13 protein-coding genes are annotated in these 20888 nt (G+C 42.7%); all 13 read left to right on the forward strand.

All coding sequences use genetic code 11. The features are described from left to right. Positions 1 to 20: 20 nt before the first annotated feature. The 13 genes from LI112_RS11565 to LI112_RS11625 all read left to right on the forward strand — a co-directional run bounded on the left by LI112_RS11565 (position 21) and on the right by LI112_RS11625 (position 20834). Positions 21 to 1412, forward strand: coding sequence for a SpaH/EbpB family LPXTG-anchored major pilin (locus tag LI112_RS11565; protein ID WP_055066478.1), 1392 nt, complete (start codon positions 21 to 23; stop codon positions 1410 to 1412). 89 nt (positions 1413 to 1501) lie between these two features. Further along, positions 1502 to 2374, forward strand: coding sequence for a class C sortase (locus LI112_RS11570; protein ID WP_227190764.1), 873 nt, complete (start codon positions 1502 to 1504; stop codon positions 2372 to 2374). 3 nt (positions 2375 to 2377) lie between these two features. Then, on the forward strand, positions 2378 to 3262 hold the full coding sequence (locus LI112_RS11575; RefSeq protein WP_227190765.1) for a class C sortase: 885 nt from the start codon (positions 2378 to 2380) through the stop codon (positions 3260 to 3262). A 33-nt stretch (positions 3263 to 3295) separates the two neighbouring features. After that, positions 3296 to 4807: a pilin N-terminal domain-containing protein gene (locus LI112_RS11580; protein WP_227190766.1), complete on the forward strand. Its 1512-nt coding sequence runs from the start codon at positions 3296 to 3298 to the stop codon at positions 4805 to 4807. A gap of 193 nt (positions 4808 to 5000) precedes the next feature. Beyond that, positions 5001 to 6926, forward strand: coding sequence for a DNA topoisomerase (ATP-hydrolyzing) subunit B (gene gyrB, locus LI112_RS11585; RefSeq protein WP_227190767.1), 1926 nt, complete (start codon positions 5001 to 5003; stop codon positions 6924 to 6926). A gap of 11 nt (positions 6927 to 6937) precedes the next feature. After that, positions 6938 to 9484, forward strand: a complete 2547-nt coding sequence (gene gyrA, locus LI112_RS11590) for a DNA gyrase subunit A (protein ID WP_227190768.1) — start codon at positions 6938 to 6940, stop codon at positions 9482 to 9484. 5 nt (positions 9485 to 9489) lie between these two features. Further along, positions 9490 to 10218 (forward strand): hypothetical protein, encoded by a 729-nt coding sequence (locus LI112_RS11595; protein ID WP_227190769.1) that lies wholly within the window; start codon positions 9490 to 9492, stop codon positions 10216 to 10218. A 47-nt stretch (positions 10219 to 10265) separates the two neighbouring features. Continuing rightward, positions 10266 to 10985 carry a 1-acyl-sn-glycerol-3-phosphate acyltransferase gene (locus tag LI112_RS11600; RefSeq protein WP_138344185.1) on the forward strand — a complete coding sequence of 240 codons (720 nt, stop codon included), beginning with the start codon at positions 10266 to 10268 and terminating at the stop codon, positions 10983 to 10985. A gap of 262 nt (positions 10986 to 11247) precedes the next feature. Then, positions 11248 to 13212 (forward strand): trehalase family glycosidase, encoded by a 1965-nt coding sequence (locus LI112_RS11605; protein WP_227190770.1) that lies wholly within the window; start codon positions 11248 to 11250, stop codon positions 13210 to 13212. Position 13213: 1 nt separating this feature from the next. Beyond that, on the forward strand, positions 13214 to 15613 hold the full coding sequence (locus LI112_RS11610) for a glycoside hydrolase family 2 TIM barrel-domain containing protein (RefSeq protein WP_227190771.1): 2400 nt from the start codon (positions 13214 to 13216) through the stop codon (positions 15611 to 15613). Between the two features lie 234 nt (positions 15614 to 15847). Next, the gene (locus LI112_RS11615; RefSeq protein WP_227190772.1) at positions 15848 to 18913 is read left to right on the forward strand and encodes a glycoside hydrolase family 3 C-terminal domain-containing protein; all 3066 of its coding nucleotides are present in this window, start codon (positions 15848 to 15850) and stop codon (positions 18911 to 18913) included. A 12-nt stretch (positions 18914 to 18925) separates the two neighbouring features. Then, positions 18926 to 19360, forward strand: a complete 435-nt coding sequence (locus LI112_RS11620) for a hypothetical protein (protein ID WP_005423947.1) — start codon at positions 18926 to 18928, stop codon at positions 19358 to 19360. A gap of 4 nt (positions 19361 to 19364) precedes the next feature. Continuing rightward, complete coding sequence (locus tag LI112_RS11625; RefSeq protein ID WP_005423949.1) at positions 19365 to 20834, forward strand: MFS transporter; 1470 nt, start codon at positions 19365 to 19367, stop codon at positions 20832 to 20834. The last annotated feature ends 54 nt before the right edge of the window (positions 20835 to 20888 follow it).

Raw genomic sequence — 20888 nt, forward strand, 5'->3', positions numbered from 1 at the left:
AATGAAAAGGAGACAAGATTATGAAGAAGATGAGAAAAATCTTTGCAGTGTTATTAACACTGGCCATGGTACTCGCAATGAGTATTCCAACATTTGCAGCAGAAGTTACAGAACCAGTTACTTCTTATTCTAGTAAAATTACAGTAACAGGTTTATCTTCACAGGAAGAAGAAACAGTTAACTTATATGCAGCAATTACATTAAATGTTGATAAGAACGAATGGATTGTAGCTGACTGGGCTAAAGATTATATTGGATTAAGTACTGATGGAAAAAAATATGAAATCACAAATGCTGAAGGGTTAGCAAAAGCAGTACCTGAAACTATAGCACCATTTCAGCAGAAACATGTTGTAGGTGAAACACAAGTAGAGTTTTCAGAAGTTCCTGTAGGTGCTTATGTTGTTACAGCAAGTGGTAATAAAATCACATATTCTCCTATGGTTGCAGAAACATACAACGATGTTGCAACTTATATGCAGGCAAAAAATGTGACACTTGTAGCTAAATCCTCAGGTTATGATGTGAAAAAAGAAGCAGCAGATGGTTTTGTAAAACGTGGAGAAGAAGTAACATTTACAATTACAACTACATTTCCAAGTTTTACTGTTGCTGATTCTGAAGATAACACTTTTAAAATCATTGATACACCAACTGGTCTGGATATTCAAGAGATTACATCCGTTAAGATTGGTGATACTTCATTAAAAGCTAATGAAGATTATACTACTAATAAAGCAGATGATGGTAAGTATACAATTGAATTTACCAAAAATACTATTGGAACAAGCAATACAAATGCAGGTAAAAAAGTTGAAGTACAGTATAAGGCAATTGTAACATCTGAAGAAGGATATACTAATACAGCTAATACATCCAGAAATGAAACTGAGATGGGTAAGACTGAAGTTAAAGGTTATACTGGAACAATTACACTTACTAAATACGCAGAAGACGGAAAAACGATTCTTAAAGGTGCAGAATTCAAGTTATACAAAGCTACAAAAGATAAAGTAAAGGAAGAAAATTCTGGAGTTTCAGCATTACGCTTTATCAAGTTAGGAGATGGCATTTACAAATTAGCATTAGCAGATAACGAAGCTACTTCAACAGATACCTTAGTTGCAGTAAACGGAACATTGACTGTAAAAGGTCTTGATGAAGGTACATATTGGTTTGAAGAAACAAAAGCACCAGAAGGATATTCTATCAATGTAGATGGTGCTAGTGCAACTATTAAAGAAAGCAAAGATAAAAATGTAACTGTACCAACTTCATTGAAAGATACCAAACTCTCCGCTCTTCCATCCACAGGTGGTATCGGTACTACAATCTTCACAATCGCTGGATGCCTGATCATGGTTACAGCAGCTGGCTTATTCTTTGCAAGCCGCAAAAGAACAAACAAATAATCATTCGTGATTGTTTATAACCAAATATCGAATCCGGGGCATCTGCCCCGGATTCATAAAAAAATAATACAACAGCAAGGAGAGCTCGGATGAAAAAAAAAGCAGGCAATTTAGTAATTTGCATCATATTTTTAGCTGGTTTGTCCTTGCTGCTGTATCCCTTTGTAGCCAATCAATGGAATAACTACAGACAGAAACAGTTGATCAGTAATTATGAACAGGTCGTTTCTGATAAGGAAGCAGCAGAAGGAATTGACTATGATGCAGAGCGTAAGAAAGCAGAAGACTATAACGAAGCCTTACTTCCATGTGTTCTTCCTGACTCTTTTGCACTTGCAGAGTCAAGTGGAGTAGATCCGGTCTATATGAATACGCTGAACATCGCTGGCGATGAGATGATGGGAAGTGTAGAGATTCCTAAGATCAATATCAAAATCCCAATCTACCACACAACGGAAGAAGAGGTTTTGAATAAGGGTGCAGGTCATCTGGAAGGAAGTTCTCTTCCGGTTGGTGGAGCAAACACACATGCTGTTATTTCTGCACACCGTGGACTTCCGAGTGCATCACTTTTTACAGATCTGGATCAGATGAAAGTAGGAGATCATTTTCTGATCCATGTATTAGATGAAACCTTATGTTATGAAGTAGACAAGATTTCGGTTGTAAAGCCGGAAGATACGACTGCTCTTGCAGTAGAAGATGGGCAGGATTTAGTAACGCTTTTAACCTGTACTCCTTATGGAGTAAATACAGAACGACTTCTGGTCCGTGGTCACAGAGTACCTTATGTAGAAGAGGAAGTCAAAGAAGAGAAGACAGTACTCAGTGGAAGCAGTCTTCACACAAATTATCTTCTTTGGGTATTTGTTGGTCTATCCGTTACCGCACTCTTTATTTTTGTGTTATACTTAAAGGAAACAAAGCTGAAGAGGCGAGTTAACAAAGGCGGTAAAAAATAGATTATGGCAAAAGAAAAGAAGAAAAAAGGTTCTATAGTTATTAATATATTTATCATATTACTTTTTCTCGTCGGTGCGGGTATCTTTACTTACCCAACGATCAGTAATTACTGGAATGAGTACCGAAACGCGCAGCTTGTAACCAAGTACAACGAATCCGTCAGTGATCTGTCGGATGACCAGTACGAAAAGCTCTGGCAGGAGGCTGAGGAGTACAACGCGGAGCATAAGGTCAATACGATCGTAGATGCTTTTAACGAAGAGGATTATGTTCTCAGTCATCCTTACGATGAGGTCCTTGATCCAAATGGTGACGGGCTGATGGGAAGTATCGAGATCCCCAAGCTGAATCTGATACTTGCTATTTACCATGGCCTCAGTACAGAGGTCCTGGAAAAGGGTGTCGGGCATGTTGAGGGAACAAGTCTTCCGATAGGTGGAGCGAGCACACATGCGGTGCTGGCGGGACACAGGGGACTTCCAAGTGCAAAGATTTTTACGGATCTTGACCAGATGAAGAATGGAGATATTTTTCTGATCCATGTTCTGGGAAAGACTCTTGCATACAAAGTAGATCAGATTAAAACGGTTCTTCCGGAGGAATCCAGTGAGCTGGATATCATCGAGGGAGAGGATCATGTGACGCTGGTAACCTGTACTCCTTATGGAGTCAACACTCACAGGCTTCTTATAAGGGGAATCCGGACGGAGTATGTTGAACCGGAGGAGAAAGCTGAGGAGACACCGATCCAGCAGATCGCAAAGGTTGATCCGGTGAAGATTATGATCATTGGTCTTGTAGCTATGGTCATAATGATCATCATTGTTTATATAGTTATTCGACGTAAAAGCCGAAAAACAGAGGAGAGTAGCCGCAAAGACGAATAATGATCACAGAAAATAACAAGGAGGCCGATCGTGGTGAAACAGAAGAAAAAGAAATTTAAAATGTGGAATAAGCTTTTGGCTTTCCTGGGAATGTTTGTCATGTTGACAGGCTGCCTGGCAGGAACGGTTCAGGCAGGTTCTTACGAAGCCGGAAAAAAGGGAAGTCTTAATCTGACGGTGCAGCAGACGGATGAGGATGGCAAGACAACACCGCTGACAGGTGTCAAGTTAGAGCTTTACAGAGTTGCGGATGTTTCATTTGATGGAAATGTGCATTTTATACTGACTAGCTCCATGTCATCTGCAGGATACGATTTTGATTCCTTCAAGAATGCAAGTGAATGGTATTCAGCAGCCGAAAAGCTTGCCGAGGTTGCAGCTGCTTCTTCAGTAAAGCCGGTTGAGGCTGTTTCGGATGAGCAGGGCAAGGTTGTTTACAGCGATATGGAAGAGGGCATGTACCTGGTAATCGGTGCAGCGAAGAGTTCCGTTAAGGTTACTCCAATGCTCTTAACAGTTCCTTTTGCAAGCACAGAGGAAGGCTGGATCTACGATGTACAGGCTTATCCAAAGGCAGAGAAGAGCAACACTGCAGGTATTACAGTTGAGAAGAGACTGTATCGTATTAACCCGAATACGTTTGAACTGGATGAAATAACTGCTGACGATGCAACTTACAAGGTTGGTCTTTTCCTTGATAAGGATGGTACGATCCCATATGGTGATGATTACATCAGAACGATCCATATCCAGAATGCACAGTCAGGCAAAGCTTCTTACAGCAATGTTCAAAGAGGTACCTATTATGTATTCGAGCTTGATGAGAACAACAAGGCGATCAAGCTGAATGATGAGGTGCAGCTTGATAAAGAAAACAGCTTCCATTACAATGTTACAAATGCAGCAGACAAGGAAGACAACAGTATTGTAGTGGATGATAAGACGGTTGCTACAGATATCGCAGCTTATGTAAATAACATTTTTTCAACTCTTCCGGAAGGCTTCTTTGTAAATGGAAAGATCGAGATTACAAAGAACGTTGTAGTGGACGGTGTGAAAAAGACTGTAGACGACAAGTTCTATGCAACTGTATTTGATGATTCTGGTAAGGCGGTAAGCACCGTTGAACTGAAGCAGAATGATAAAGTTACTGTTACGGTTCCATTCTCAGAAGATATAAAAGCTACTGTTACTTATGCAGTTAAGGAAACCGATAAGGATGGTAATGTACTCGATAAAGATTCTTTCGCATATGTAGTAAGTGGTGAAGGCAGTGTTAAGCTGAATGAGTCTGATCAGTATAAAGGAAGCATCGAGATTACCAATACCAAGAAGGATGCTACTGTAACACCTGGCGGAAGCAATGGTGGTTCTGGTACATCTAACGGTGGAAGTGATGCATCCAGCCATGGCGGAAGTGCAACAAGTCGTCCGGTTAAGACTGGTGACCCGATGAATCCGGCATTCTGGGGTCTGGTTCTTCTGGTATCTGTGATCGTGATCGCAGGTGGAGTAGTTGCTTACAAAAAGAGAAAACAGAAATAAAGTGTAAGACGTTTGACGGGAGTCTGGTGTAAACCGGGCTCTCGTTTTTTTCTTCTTATTTAAAGGGATTTTGTTGGAATGAGGGCTGTTTTGTGCTATAATAAATTAGTATTATTATGCCTATCTGGAAACCGGCAAATGCGAAAAATGTCGGTTTCCATTATAATGAATATAGAATGACAGGAGGAAGCAAATGGGCGGAGAGAATACAGAGTACGGCGCGGACCAGATCCAGATTCTGGAAGGACTGGAAGCTGTTCGTAAAAGACCTGGTATGTATATTGGAAGTACATCGAGCCGGGGCTTGCATCATCTTGTATATGAGATCGTGGATAATGCGGTAGATGAAGCTTTAGCAGGATTTTGTACTGAAATCCAGGTAACCATCAATCCGGATAACTCCATTACAGTAGTTGATAACGGACGAGGTATTCCGGTAGGAATCAATCACAAGGCGGGAATACCGGCAGTAGAAGTTGTATTTACCATCCTTCATGCAGGTGGTAAATTTGGCGGTGGAGGATACAAAGTATCCGGTGGACTTCATGGCGTAGGTGCATCTGTTGTAAATGCACTGTCTGAGTGGCTGGAGGTTACGATCTGCCGTGAAGGAAAGAAATACCAGCAGCGTTATGAAAGAGGACATACCATGTATCCTCTGAAAGAGATTGGTGTCTGTGATCCTGAAGAGACAGGAACAAAAGTAACCTTCCTGCCGGATAAAGAAATCTTCGAAGAGACAGTTTATGATTACGATATTCTGAAACAGCGCCTCCGTGAGATGGCTTTCCTGACCAAAGGTCTTCGCATTGTACTGAAAGACACCAGAGAAGATCAGGAAAAAGAAAAAGCCTTTCATTATGAAGGTGGTATCAGGGAATTTGTTACCTATCTGAACAGAAGCAAGGAAGCACTGTATCCGGAAGTTATTTACTGCGAAGGTGAAAAAGATGGCGTTATGGTTGAAGTAGCCATGCAGCATAATGATTCCTATACAGAAAACAGCTATGGCTTTGTAAATAATATCAATACACCGGAAGGTGGTACACATATCGTTGGTTTCCGTAATGCACTGACAAAGACATTCAACGATTATGCAAGAAAGAATAAGCTGCTCAAAGACAGTGAACCGAATTTAAGTGGTGATGATATTCGAGAAGGTCTGACAGCAATCGTAAGTGTTAAGATCGAGGAGCCACAGTTCGAAGGACAGACGAAACAGAAGCTTGGTAACAGTGAGGCTCGTGGAGCTGTTGATTTTGTAGTCAGCAAACAGCTGGAGATCTTTCTGGAGCAGAATCCGACGGTTGCGAAGGCAACAGTTGAGAAATCAGTACTTGCGCAGAGAGCACGAGAAGCAGCACGTAAGGCAAGAGATCTTACAAGAAGAAAATCTGCACTTGACGGAATGTCTCTTCCAGGTAAACTTGCAGACTGCTCAGATAAGAATCCGGAAAACTGTGAGATCTACATCGTAGAGGGAGATTCCGCCGGTGGTTCAGCAAAAACTGCAAGAAACCGTGCAACACAGGCAATCCTTCCACTGCGTGGTAAAATCCTTAATGTAGAAAAGGCCCGTCTGGACAGAATCTACAGCAATGCAGAGATTAAAGCAATGATCACTGCATTTGGTACCGGAATCCACGAGGACTTTGATATCAGCAAGCTGCGTTATCACAAGATCATCATCATGACGGATGCCGATGTCGATGGTGCTCATATCGCAACACTGCTTCTGACATTCCTCTACAGATTTATGCCGGAGCTGATCAAGCAGGGCTATGTATATCTGGCACAGCCGCCGCTTTATAAGGTCGAAAAGAATAAAAAAGTCTGGTACGCATACGATGATGCAGAGCTGAACAGCATCCTTGAGCAGATCGGACGTGACAATAACAATAAGATCCAGCGATACAAAGGTCTTGGAGAAATGGACGCAGAACAGCTCTGGGAGACAACCATGGATCCGGAGAAACGAATTCTTCTCCGTGTAACTATGGATGAATCAGCAACTTCTGAAATTGACCTGACATTTACCACTCTTATGGGTGACAAAGTTGAACCAAGACGTGAATTTATCGAAGAAAACGCACGCTTTGTAGAAAATCTGGATATCTAGGAGAATAGAAAATGGAAGACAATATTTTTGATAAAATCCATGAGGTGGATCTGCAGAAGACCATGGAAAAATCTTATATAGATTATGCCATGAGTGTTATTGCCTCCCGTGCTCTTCCGGACGTCAGAGACGGTCTGAAACCGGTACAGAGAAGGGTGCTGTATTCCATGATAGAGTTGAATAACGGTCCGGATAAGCCGCATCGTAAATGCGCCCGTATCGTTGGTGATACCATGGGTAAATATCATCCGCATGGAGACAGTTCCATCTATGGCGCACTTGTAAATATGGCACAGGACTGGTCAACCAGATATCCGCTGGTAGACGGTCATGGAAACTTTGGTTCTGTGGATGGTGACGGAGCTGCTGCGATGCGATATACAGAGGCACGTCTGAGTAAGATTTCCATGGAAATGCTGGCTGATATCAACAAAGATACCGTTGATTTCCAGCCGAACTTTGATGAGACAGAACGGGAACCGGTTGTACTGCCATCCCGTTATCCGAACCTTCTTGTAAATGGAACCTCCGGTATTGCCGTTGGTATGGCTACTAACATCCCGCCTCACAATCTGAGAGAGGTGATCAGTGCCGTTGTCAAGATCATCGACAATATCATTGAAGAGGACAGAGACACTACGATAGAAGAACTTCTTGAGATCGTAAAAGGTCCTGACTTCCCGACAGGTGCTACTATCCTTGGTACAAGAGGAATTGAAGAAGCATATCGTACCGGACGCGGCAAGATCCGTGTGCGTGCGGTGACAAATATCGAGACACTGCCGAATGGCAAATCACGTATTATCGTTACAGAACTTCCATATCTTGTAAATAAAGCCCGCCTGATCGAAAAGATTGCCGAGCTTGTAAGAGACAAGAAAATCGATGGAATCACAGACCTGAATGACCATTCCAGCCGTGAAGGTATGCGTATCTGTATCGATCTTCGTAAAGATGCCAATGCGAATGTAGTTCTGAATCAGCTGTATAAACATACACAGCTGCAGGATACTTTTGGCGTTATCATGCTGTGTCTGGTGGCTGTAAACGGAAGCCTTCAGCCGAAGGTATTGACGCTTCCTGAAATGCTCAAATATTATCTTGCACATCAGGAAGATGTTGTGACAAGAAGGACAAAATATGATCTGAATAAAGCACAGGAACGTGCGCATATATTAGAAGGTCTGCTGAAAGCTCTGGATAATATTGATGAAGTTATCCGTATCATCCGTGGATCCAGAAGTGTCCAGGTAGCCAAGCAGGAATTGATGGACAGATTTGAACTGACAGATGTTCAGGCACAGGCAATCGTGGACATGCGTCTTCGTGCTCTCACCGGTTTGGAAAGAGAGAAGCTGGAAGCAGAATATGCAGAATTAATGGAAAAGATCCGCAAACTGAAAGCAATCCTTGCAGACAGAAATACACTTCTTCGTGTTATCCGTGAGGAGATTCTTGCAATTTCTGAGAAATACGGCGATGACAGAAGAACGGCTATCGGATTTGATGCGTTTGATATTTCTATGGAAGATATGATCCCGAGAGAAAATACTGTCATTACCATGACAAAACTTGGTTATATCAAACGTATGACAGTAGATAACTTCCGCAGCCAGAACAGAGGCGGCAGAGGAATCAAGGGAATGCAGACACTGGATGACGATTATATCGAGGAACTGATGATGACAACAACACATCATTATGTCATGTTCTTTACCAATACTGGTCGTGTATACAGACTGAAAGCATACGAGATTCCGGAAGCTGGAAGAACCGCCCGTGGTACTGCAATCATCAACCTTCTGCAGCTGATGCCGGGAGAACGTATCACAGCAGTCATTCCGATCAGTAAGTTTGAAGAAGGTCAGTATCTGATGATGGCTACCCGTAAGGGTCTTGTTAAGAAGACTCCGATCCAGGATTATGCAAATGTCCGTAAGATTGGTCTGGCAGCTATTTCTCTGAGAGATGACGATGAACTGATCGAAGTTAAGGCAACGGATGACAAGAAAGATATCATCCTTGTAACGAAATACGGTCAGTGTATCCGCTTCAAAGAATCCGATGTCAGAAGTACCGGACGAGTATCGATGGGTGTTCGTGGTATTAATCTGCTTGATGGAGATGAAGTTGTTGCAATGCAGTTGAATACACAGGGATATTATCTGCTCGTTGTATCTGAAAACGGTATGGGTAAACGTACTTCTATCAGTGAATTTACCTGCCAGAACAGAGGCGGTAAAGGTGTGAAGTGCTACAAGATTACTGAGAAGACCGGTAATGTTATCGGAGCAAAAGCTGTCAATGAAGAAAATGAGATCATGATGATCACCACAGAAGGAATCATTATCCGTCTGCAGTGCTCTGATATCTCTATCCTTGGAAGAATTACATCAGGAGTCAAACTGATCAATCTTTCTGATGGAGTAACGGTTGCAAGCTTTGCGAAAGTCCGTGAAAAAGAAGAAGATAAAAATTCTGAAAAGACAGAGGAAAGCTCTGAAAATATCTCCACAGAAGAGAACAGTAACGAAAATACAGACAGCACAGAGGAATAAGAATCATGGATAAGGAAAATGCGGCAACAAATGTCAGACGCAGATCCGGTTCAAGTGCATCCGGACGTTCAAAATCCGCATCAGCAAGAAGAAAAACGCAGACCAGACGTAAAACTTCAGGAACCCGGCGTAAAACTTCCAGAGGTTCTGATATAGCTGCAGTGATTGCCAGATTACCGAAACCGGTTCTGGCAGGCGCTGCTGCGCTGATCGTTCTGATCATTATCATTGTATTTGCTGCAAAGGGATGCGGAGTCAGCCATAAGACTCCGGAAAGAGTAGTCAGAACTTTGATCGAATCATACACAGGTGGAAATGAGAAAAAAGTCAAAAAATGCTATGGTGTATCCAAAGCAGATGATACTCTGCAGCAGGAGATGGATGCGACTGTGAAATATTTCAGTGCATTTGAGGCTGAAAAAACAGAAATCACACAGTGTGATAAAATTTATCAGAATGGTAACTATACATATATGTATATTACCTATGAGCTGGTTCTGAAGAATGGACAGAGCTACCCTTGTATCAGCACTTACATGGTACAGAAGAAAGATAACGGCAAGTATTATGTAATGACACCGTCGGAGATTACCGATGATCTGAGTAAGCAGGCTGCGACAAAGTATGCTGATTTTATGAATACACAGGCATATAAGGATTATACAACTGCTTATGATAAGTTCATCAAGAAGAATCCTGGATATGAGGAAAAAATAGCTGCAAAATTAAAATAGCTAAGCGAACAGCAATATAGAATCCTTGAAGGGATGGTGGCAGCGGAATGAAAAGAATCATTATGATGGTGCTGAGGAATCTCTTGTTTGTACCATGGGGATGGTTTATGCTGAACCGATATGCTAAAAACGTTGATAATTATACAGAGGGAGAGCGTTATGCACTTCTGAAGAAAATAGATCAACGGGCTAATAAAGGTGGAAATATTACGGTTCAGTCATACGGTGTAGAAAATATACCGAACGAAAATGGATTTATGTTTTATCCGAATCATCAGGGACTGTATGATGTCCTTGCAATTGTGGATGCCTGCCCGACACCTTTTTCTGTAGTGGCAAAGAAAGAAGTGGGGAATGTTCCGTTTCTGAGACAGGTTTTTGCCTGTATGAAAGCATATATTATGGACAGAGAGGATATTCGACAGTCTATGCAGATTATCCTTAATGTTACGAAAGAAGTTAAGGCTGGACGAAACTATCTGATTTTTGCAGAGGGAACCCGAAGTAAGAATGGAAATCATCCACTGGAATTTAAAGGCGGCAGTTTCAAAGCTGCAACAAAAGCCAGATGCCCGATCGTGCCGGTTGCATTGATTGATACGTATAAGGCTTTTGACACTGGTTCCATAGAACCACTGACAGTGCAGGTGCATTTCCTGAAGCCAATGTATTATGACGAGTATAAGGACATGAAGACTACGGAGATTGCTGCAGAAGTGAAACGACGAGTGGAAGAGACCATCAAAGAATATGGTGGCTGGGATTAACTGAATATCTGGAATGCCTGAAAGACATTTGAAATATGAATAAGAACAGCCGGGAGTAAAATCCTGGCTGTTTTTTGCTGGAATAAATTTCGAAAAAAATACTTTTGCAGGTCATATCGTGAACGGGTACTTTTTGTACGTCAACTGTGTTTGACTTTATATAGAAGTAACGCATATAGTTTAAGGTAGAAATTATATGCCAAAACCAGCTGTTCAGTGCAAATGGAATTGAATAAAATAGAAAAAACTGGAGGAATCGGGAATGAGCAAAAGTTATTGGATCTGGTATCCGGGAGATTTTGAGTTATATCATGGAATGAAGCAGAATTTCAGTCGTGTGGAGCGAGGGTTTGGATGGCCGGCTTTCTGGAAGAGTGAAGGTTTCCGCAACCGTGTTGCTTTTCGCCGCACTTATCATCTGGAGGAAGAAACATCTTTCACTGTATATTCCAATGCGATCGGACATGTGCTGGCAGGAGAAAAGAAATATCCATTTGGAAAAAAGATCACCTGTGGACCGGGAGAAGTTGCAATAGCTGTTCATGCAGGCTGCATTGAGGCTTTTCCATGTATTTATATAGAAGGCGATGTGATCTGCTCTGATACAGGATGGATGGCAGAGGATTATGAAAAGGACCCACAGCCGGCAGGCAAGAGCAAATATTTCACCAGACCGGAACAGAATCCGACAGTCTGGGAATACAGTGAAAAGGTTTATGAACCAGTCAGTGTAACGGAGTATAACGGAGGAACTCTCTATGAATTTGAAACGGAGCTGAATGCGGTTCTGGAGGCAAAATTTAAAAATGGATATCATCCGGTACTGATCTGCTGTGGCGAATCCAGAGAAGAAGCAATCGATACGGTAAACTGCTATTACAGCTGGCAGCCGGACAAAGAAACTGGAAAGTGTCCATGCTGTGCAGTACGTTTTGCGTATATTCCGGATTGTAAGCCGGGAGAAGTTATCCTCAGAGCAAATCATCAGTATGTGGATATCCCGGTAAAAGCAGCTTTTCATTGTGGAGAAGAACGTCTGAATCAGATCTGGTCGGTGGCAGAGCATACATTCCGTCTTTGCAGTGGAATCTTTTTTATTGATGGGGTGAAACGTGATAAATGGATCTGGTCGGGAGATGCATACCAGAGCTTCTTCGTAAACCGTTATCTGATGGCAGATGCAGAAATCGATCAGAGAACGATCCTCGCGCTTCGTGGCAATGATCCGATGACGAGACATATTAATACAATTGTAGATTACTCTCTGTTGTGGCTTCTGGGCGTGGACTATCACAATGAAGGATACGGCGACAGAGATTTTCTGGAACTGGTTTATCCAAAGATGGTGTCCCTTATGGGGTTCTGTAATGGCAGACGAGAGGAGCATGGTTTTCTGATCGGAAAAGAAAAAGACTGGGTATATATCGACTGGGCTGATATGGATAAAGATGGTCCGCTCTGTGCGGAACAGATGCTTTATGCAGCATGTTTCCGTGTGATGGCAGAGATCAGCAAGCAGCTTGGCAAAGATGGAAATGTTTACAGACAGGAATACGAAAAACTGACGGCTGCTATTGAAAAGTTCTTCTGGGATGAAGAAAAAGGTGCGTATATCGATTCTTTTACTTCCGGAAAACGTAATGTAACGAGACATGCAAATATTTTTGCAATTCTGTTTGATATCGCAGACAAACAGAAGCAGGAAAAAATTCTCACAAATGTACTTGAAAATGATGAGATTCCGGCAATCACAACACCATACTTTAACTTCTTTGAGTTAGATGTACTGTGCCAGATGGGAAAACTGACAGAAGTTCTGGACAAGATCCGTTCCTACTGGGGTGGCATGCTGGATCTTGGGGCAGTCACATTCTGGGAAGAGTATGATCCGTCCGTGCCGAAGGAAGAACAGTATGATATGTACGGGGATCATTTTGGCAAGAGTCTCTGCCATGCATGGGCGGCAAGTCCTATCTATTTTCTGGCAAAATATTTTGCCGGACTGGATCTTGTAAACAAGGATGGGGTTACTTATGTATTAAAGCCACAGATGCAGTATTTTACAGACCTGGACTGTACACTTCCTGTGGGAAGTGACGGGACGGTCCGGCTGGCCTGGGATGGAGAATGTCTGGAAGTGACTGCAGATGCAGAAGGTGGAGTTCTGGAACTCGGTGAAGAAAAAATTTCTCTGGTCAGAGGAGAAACAAGAAGGGTGAAGATTTGAAATGAAGAAGATAGATTTTAACAGAAACTGGACTTGCAGATGCCTGACCAGAGATGAAGAACCATATTCCGTAACACTTCCACATGATGCCATGCGGAGTGAACCGCGTACCGGAGAAAGTGTCAGCGAGGGAAATTCCGGATGGTATCTGGGTGGCGATTATGAATACACAAAACATGTATTTGTACCATCAGAATACAGTGGAAAAAAAGTTCTCATTGAGTTTGAAAGTGTTTATCATAATGCAGAAGTCTATATTAATGGAAAGAAAGCCGCATACAGACCATATGGTTATACAAATTTCTATGTAGATACGGAAGGATTTCTGAAATACGAAGCACAGAATGAAATCCGCGTGATCGCACGGAATTCTGACCAGCCAAACAGCCGCTGGTATTCTGGAACAGGAATCTACCGCCCGGTATATCTCTGGACAGGCGACAAGAAATACATTCCGGTCAATGGAATCAGGATCCATACAGTCAGCTATGCTCCGGCAGTGATCGAGGTAGAAATAAAAACTTCCTGCCTGGGCAGGGTGAAAGCAGAGGTCTTGGATAAAGAGAATTGTATTCTTACACAAGAGGTTGAAAATACCGGACACCCGTCGGTTTTCCGTATGGAAATTCCGAACGCAAAGCTCTGGGACTGTGATCATCCGAATCTTTATACTCTGCGTGCAACGTTTGGAGAGGATGTCGTAGAGGAAACATTTGGAATCCGACTTCTTGAATGGAATCCGGAAAAAGGTCTTACGATCAACGGTAAGAGGGAAATCCTCAGAGGAGCCTGCGTACATCATGATAATGGTGTACTGGGAGCCTGCACTTATCCGGAAGCGGAAGAACGAAGAGTCCGTATCCTCAAAGAGAATGGCTATAATGCAATCCGTTCTTCTCATTATCCGTGTTCCAAAGACATGCTGGATGCCTGTGACCGTCAGGGAATGCTGATGATGGACGAATATGTAGATGTCTGGTATATTCATAAGACAAAATATGACTATGCAGGATATCTGAATGAATGGTGGCAGCAGGACCTTAAAGATATGGTGGAGAAAGATTACAATCATCCATGTGTGATCATGTATTCCACCGGAAATGAAGTTGCAGAAACTGCACAGAAAAAAGGAATCGAACTGACCGGCAGAATGACTTCTTATCTTCATAAGCTGGATCCATACAGACCGGTAACCTGCGGAATCAACATTTTCTTTAACTTCTTAAGCTCCATGGGAATGGGTGTCTACAGCGATGATAAAGCAGAAAAAAGTGCGGAGATTGCAGAGCAGGAGGCAAAAAAACAGGAAAAAGAAAAGAAAAAACCGGTAGGAAGTGAATTCTATAATACACTTGCCTGTCTGGTTGGCGACTATTTTATGAAAATTGGTGCGACCCTTCCGCCATGTGACTGGAAAACAAAAGATGCTTTTGCAAATATGGATATCGCTGGTTACAACTACGGACTTTTCCGATACAAACATGACCTGAAAAAATATCCGAAACGTCTGATCCTCGGTACAGAGACTTTCTGCAAGGATGCATATAGCTTCTGGGAGATTGCAAAGAAGAATAAACGAATCCTGGGAGATTTTGTCTGGTCCGGATGGGAATATATCGGAGAGACCGGAGATGGTGCTGCTGAGTATGAAGATTACAGAGGCAGGATGCCACATACCAGAATGACTGGAAACAACGGAAGAATCGACCTTCTCGGAAAACCTCGTGCAGAGGCTGCTTATACAAGAGTTGCTTTTGAGAGGGAAACGGGTCCGTTTATTGCCGTGAAACCTGTTTATCAGAAGGAGAATCTGCAATTGACCGGATGGGCGCTGTCCAAAGCACTGGAAAGCTGGTCATGGCGGGGATGTGCCGGAGAAAAAGCAGAGGTTGAAGTTTTTGCAAGAGCAGCAGAGGTGGAACTTCTGGTCAATGGTAAAAAAGCTGCCCGTGGCAAAGTAAAGAAATGCCGTTCAAAATTCTACATTCCATATGAAGACGGTGAGATCACAGCAGTTTCTTATGATAAAAACGGACAGGAGATCAGTCGTCAGACTCTGATGACAGCAAATGAAGAAACAGTACTTCATATCAGACCGGAGCAGAAAACTGTGAAGGCTGGCAGATTGCTGTTTATTCCATTACAGTATGGAGATTCTGCCGGAAACTGGAAACCGATGGAGAAGCATCATCTGAAAGTTACAGTAGAGAATGCTACGCTCGAAGGGCTGGGAAGTGCCTGCTCCTATGTAGAAGGAAATTATGCACAGAATACGGTCGATACTTATTACGGTGAAGCGATGGCTGTAGTCCGTGCCGGAGAAGCCGGATCTGTAAAGATCACTGTTTCTGATGAAGAAAGAACATATACCTGTGAGATTCCGGTAATTGTAGCAAAATAAAACATATGGGCAATATAGACAAAAACAAACTTCACAATTTGTGCAAGATTTCTTAAAAAATTTTGTTTGTGAAAATTTAATAAAAAAACGCTCCCATTTACGGCTGAAAAAGTGCAGTCTGCGAAAAAAATGGGAGCGTTTTTAAAAATATGTTAAATTTATGTTCATAGAAAGTATGGAAGCACTTGAGCGATGAGGCTTGACCATATTTAGGGAAAGAAAGGAGCTATAATCATGAGCAGAAAAAGAAATCTCTGGCGTGGTCTGACTACTCTTACAGCGTCTCTTCTGACCGTTTCTGTTGCGGCAGGACCTGTAGTAGACAGCTATCGTACAGATATCGACAAATTTCTTGGCACAAAGAGCAGTGCGATGGTAACAGACAGTACAGATGAGGACCTGTACACATACAAATCTGATTATTCCAGCACGACAGAACTTCTGGATTCCATCGAGGATCTCGGAGAGCGTATGAGTGAGGAAGGAACGGTTCTTTTAAAGAATGAGAACAATGCACTTCCATTATCAAAGGATGAGACACAGAAACTGTCCCTTCTTGGATTTTCCAGCTACTATCCGGTACAGGGGGGAGACATGGGAAGCTCCCTGAATGAGAATAAAGGAACAGATGCAGATACTGTAGATTTTGTTGAAGCGTTGGATGCAAAGGGATTCAAGATCAATGAGAATCTTCAGAAGCTTTACAAGAGTCTGGAAGCAGATTTCAAGACAGAAGTTAATATGTGGGGAAATATTATGGAATATTACCACATCACAGCTCCGGCAACAGATGGTGTATTTGCAAGCAAAGAGCCTTCTCAGGAAAAAATGGACAGTGTAGATGACAAGTGGAAGGATTCCATGGAGGACTACAATGTTATGCTTGTAACAATCGGACGTTCTTCTACAGAGAACGGAACTTATCTTCCGGGTGTGGATGGCGTAGATGCATCTCAGGATCTGAATCAGACTGACCCGCTTGGCTTAAGTGATGATGAGCGTGACCTGATCAACGCTGCTGTTGAAGCAAAAGAGAACAACGGTGGTAAAGTCATTGTTATGCTGAATAATGCCAATGCAATGGAAATTGATGAGATCAAAAATAACGATGGTGTAGATGCAATCATGGAAATTGGTTTCCCAGGAGGTTATGGTTTCTATGGTGTGGCAGATATCCTTTCCGGAGAAGCAAATCCGTCCGGTCATCTGACAGATACTTATGCTGTGACAAATGCCAACTCACCGGCAGCACAGAATTTTGGAAACTATGAGTGGACAAATGCAGATCCGTCTGTAAATATCAATGCAGAAGAAGTGGAAGCAGAGGATATTTATGCTGGATATAAATATTACGAGACAAGATATGCAGATACGGTACTTGGACAGGGAAATGCAGACGCAACTGTAGGAAGTTCTACAGGCAAAGCATGGAACTATGATGATGAAGTATCTTATCCGTTTGGATATGGTCTTTCTTATACAACTTTCGAGCAGACTCTCAAGAGTGTGGATGTAGACCTTGCTAACAGAACTGTAACAGCAGAAGTAGATGTTAAGAATACAGGAGATGTTGCTGGTAAAGATGTTGTGCAGCTGTATACTTCTGTTCCTTATACAGACTATGATGTAGAAAATAAAGTAGAAAAATCAGCAGTACAGCTTCTCGACTATGAAAAAACAGATATGATCGAGCCAGGCGAAAGCCAGACTGTTACAATTACAGCAGATGCACAGGATATGGCAAGCTGGGACAGTTCCTGCGAGAATGAAGCAGGAACAACAGGTAACTGGATACTGGACAATGGAACTTATTACTTCACTGTTGGAAATGGTGCACATGAGGCAGTAAATAACGTGCTTGCTGCACAGGATCAGGATGTTGAAGGAAATAAAGATAATGTACAGACATGGGAACTTGGTGATTTCGATTCCTCTTCCTTTGCAGTAACTTTAAATGGTACACCGGTAGAAAATCAGCTCCAGGATGCAGATCTGAATAACTGGATGGAAGACACCGTTACTTACTTAAGCAGAAATGACTGGGAAGGAACTTGGCCGGAAACATACAAAGACCTGACAGCTACAGATGAGATGATCAGCACTATGGCTGATGACTACAGTGATATCGAAGCAAACGGAGATCCGTCTTCTGTAACCTTCGGGGCAGATAATGGAATGACCTTGGCAAATATGAAGGGTGTAGAAGATATCACAGATGAAAGATGGAGTACACTGATGGATCAGCTTACTCTGGAAGAATGCCTGATCCGTACTGGACTTGGTGGAACCAGCACAAAGGTTATCGAATCTATCACTTCTCCGGAAGTAATCCAGAACGATGGACCGAACGGATTCAACTCTTATCCGCTGGGCCAGTATGCAAACTCCGATGCTTCTACAGGAGATCCTTGTGTGATCGCAAAAGATGATCCGAACCGTGACTACAAGATGGGTGTTATGGCAAATGAGACTGTTATTGGCCAGACATTCAGCAAACAGCTGGCAGCAGAATGGGGCAAAGCAGTAGGTAACTATTCTCTGTGGGCAAATACAGCAATCTGGTGGGGCGTTGGAACAAACCTTCATCGTACACCATACAATGCACGTAACCATGAATACTTCTCAGAAGATGCAGTTCTGACAGCAGGTCAGGGTGCAGCAATCATCAAAGCCGGACATGACTATGGCGTACTGATTGCACCGAAACATCTGGCATTCAATGATACGGAGATCAACCGTACCGGTATTGCCGAGTTTATGACAGAACAGGCTGCACGTGAAAATGAACTTCGTGGTACACAGTCCTGTATCGAAGATGCAAATGCGCTTGCTGTAATGACTACATACAACCGTGTCGGCTGTGTGACAAGTAATGCACATACCGGACTGCTTCTGAATATCCTTCACAAAGAATGGGGCTTCAAGGGCCTGATGTCTGAGGACTTCATTCAGGATCCGGCTTATACGAAGATTCACATGGCAGTACATAATGGTGTAACCATGACATGTAACACCGGTGACAACACCATGGCAGCAGTAGAAGCAGTATGGCCATACTGGAGTGTAGAAAATGCAAGCCAGAGTGAAGAACTTCTGACAGATCTGAAACAGGCAATGCTGTATCAGAATTATGCACTTGCAAACTCAAATGCAATGGATGGTATGTCAACCTCTACACATATTGAGAAACTGAATACATGGTATGATAACCTGATCACAGGTCTTCGTATCGGATTTGGTGTACTGACTGTACTCTGTGCAGCAATGTACCTGCTTGGACTGAAAAAGAAAGAGCAGTAAGGAGGAATAACTATGACTGAAAAGAAAAAAATGGGCGCAGGACTGGTCTTAAGTGTAATCACAGTTCTAGTAACTGTTGCAGGACTGGTTCTGTACATGATGAACTGCAAAACAAACTATTTTGTAAAAACTACTGGTACTGATAATACAATCGTTGCCTGCCTGGCTGTTGCTGCGATTCTTGAAATCGTTATGATCATAGTTTCTGTGAAAATGGGAGCAAAGCCGGTTCTGGATATTATTCCGGTAGCATGCGGTGTGCTGACAGCATATGCGCTGATCGCTTTTGTGGGAAGCAGAATCGCTGCAATCGGGTCCATCATGACTTTTGAGAACAACGCTCAGAATATGGCGGATTTAAAAGGTGCGATCATTGGAATGATCGTATGTGCGGTCGCTCTGATCTTCACGATTATTTCCTCCTTCTTCAAAGTAGTAAAGGATTGATTTTATGAGCAAGACAAATAAAGATTTCTGGAACGGTCCACTGACCGGTTCCAGAATCAAATCAGAGGATGTAAAACTTCCGGAGATGTTGATCGGATATTTTATCGGACCGTTCGGAGCACTTCTGGCTTCCGGTATTTTTACCAGTATCCTTCAGAATTATTTTACAGATGTCCTGAAACTGAACCTGACATTTCTGACAACTTTACAGTTGTTCTCGACTATTCTGATCGTAGCAGCAAACCTGATCGTAGGTCAGCTTATTGAGCGTACGAGAACAATGGCTGGAAAGGCAAGACCGTGGATCCTGCTGTCTGCTCTGACTCTGTCCATTGCCTCTGTACTGATGTTTGTAGTTCCTTTTGAGGGAACTGCCAAAATGGTGTGGATCGCGATTGCCTACAACCTGTTTTATGCCGTGGCTTATCCGATCTACAATACAGCTAACTCCACACTGATTCCTGTATCTACAAGAAACAGTAAACAGAGAGGTGCACTGGCTTCCTTCACAAATGTGGCAGGACTTGCTGTTATGGGTGCCGGTTCCATGGTATTCCCGATCCTGGTTTCTTTCGCACTGAAAGAAAATCAGCATCTGTGGCTGGTAGCGATGACTGCCATTGCTATTTTTTCTGCACTTACCATTTTCTTACAGTTTAAATTTACACGTGAGCGTGTAACAGAAGAGCAGATGTCACAGGGAGCTGAAGAGGAGAAAACAGTCAAAACTGCTTCTCTGAAAGAACAGCTTTCCGCAGTTACCAGTGAAAAAATGTGGTGGATCGTTATGCTGTTCTACATGGGCTTCCAGTGGAGCGGCGCTATGAAGAACGGTTCCATGACGTATTTCTGTAAATGGGTAATGGACAACACTTTCTTTGGAACAGCAGATGCCTGGGGTGCTTCACAGTCACTTTTAAGTATCATGGGTGCGGTTCCGATGGCTGTGGCAGCAGTGGCAATCGTACCTCTCTGTAATAAATTTGGAAAACGTATTGTATGTATGGTTGGTATGCTGCTGGGAGCTGTCGGTGGTGTGATCGCGATTATGGGTAACGGACAGATTGTTCCTGTAGCAATCGGTGTGGCACTGAAATGTCTCGGATCTGCTCCGGCATGCTACATGATCCTTGCCATGCTTGCGGATGTTATTGATCATATTGAGTACAAATTCGGGATCCGTACAGATGGATTGACAATGTCTATTTACAGTTCCATCATGGTTGCTGCGACTCCGGTATGTAATTCTATTTTCAGTGCAATCTTAAATGCCAGTGGATATGACCAGGCAGCAGACATTGCACTGGGTACTGCAGCACAGACAGCTGCGGCACAGACAGCAATCTCTGTCGGATATATCTGGGTAGAGACAATTGCTTATGTGATCTGTGCAATTCTGATTTTCTTCTTTACGATAGAGAAGGATCTGCCGGAAGAGCAGAAGGCAATTGCAGCAAGAAAAAACAATAAATAAAGAGTCTTAAAAGACTGGTACAATCAGGCGGTCTTCTGGTATAACTAAGGTTAG

Origin of the sequence: Blautia sp. 210820-DFI.6.14, assembly GCF_020558815.1 — a bacterium.
GTDB lineage: Bacteria > Bacillota > Clostridia > Lachnospirales > Lachnospiraceae > Blautia_A > Blautia_A obeum.

What these genes read in the sequence shown, in the direction of transcription:
- LI112_RS11600 (WP_138344185.1), top strand. Translation starts at nt 10,266, where the DNA reads ATGAAAAGAATCATTATGATGGTGCTGAGGAATCTCTTGTTTGTACCA.
- gyrB (WP_227190767.1), top strand. Translation starts at nt 5,001, where the DNA reads ATGGGCGGAGAGAATACAGAGTACGGCGCGGACCAGATCCAGATTCTG.
- LI112_RS11595 (WP_227190769.1), top strand. Translation starts at nt 9,490, where the DNA reads ATGGATAAGGAAAATGCGGCAACAAATGTCAGACGCAGATCCGGTTCA.
- LI112_RS11610 (WP_227190771.1), top strand. Translation starts at nt 13,214, where the DNA reads ATGAAGAAGATAGATTTTAACAGAAACTGGACTTGCAGATGCCTGACC.
- LI112_RS11625 (WP_005423949.1), top strand. Translation starts at nt 19,365, where the DNA reads ATGAGCAAGACAAATAAAGATTTCTGGAACGGTCCACTGACCGGTTCC.
- gyrA (WP_227190768.1), top strand. Translation starts at nt 6,938, where the DNA reads ATGGAAGACAATATTTTTGATAAAATCCATGAGGTGGATCTGCAGAAG.
- LI112_RS11615 (WP_227190772.1), top strand. Translation starts at nt 15,848, where the DNA reads ATGAGCAGAAAAAGAAATCTCTGGCGTGGTCTGACTACTCTTACAGCG.
- LI112_RS11565 (WP_055066478.1), top strand. Translation starts at nt 21, where the DNA reads ATGAAGAAGATGAGAAAAATCTTTGCAGTGTTATTAACACTGGCCATG.
- LI112_RS11570 (WP_227190764.1), top strand. Translation starts at nt 1,502, where the DNA reads ATGAAAAAAAAAGCAGGCAATTTAGTAATTTGCATCATATTTTTAGCT.
- LI112_RS11575 (WP_227190765.1), top strand. Translation starts at nt 2,378, where the DNA reads ATGGCAAAAGAAAAGAAGAAAAAAGGTTCTATAGTTATTAATATATTT.
- LI112_RS11605 (WP_227190770.1), top strand. Translation starts at nt 11,248, where the DNA reads ATGAGCAAAAGTTATTGGATCTGGTATCCGGGAGATTTTGAGTTATAT.
- LI112_RS11620 (WP_005423947.1), top strand. Translation starts at nt 18,926, where the DNA reads ATGACTGAAAAGAAAAAAATGGGCGCAGGACTGGTCTTAAGTGTAATC.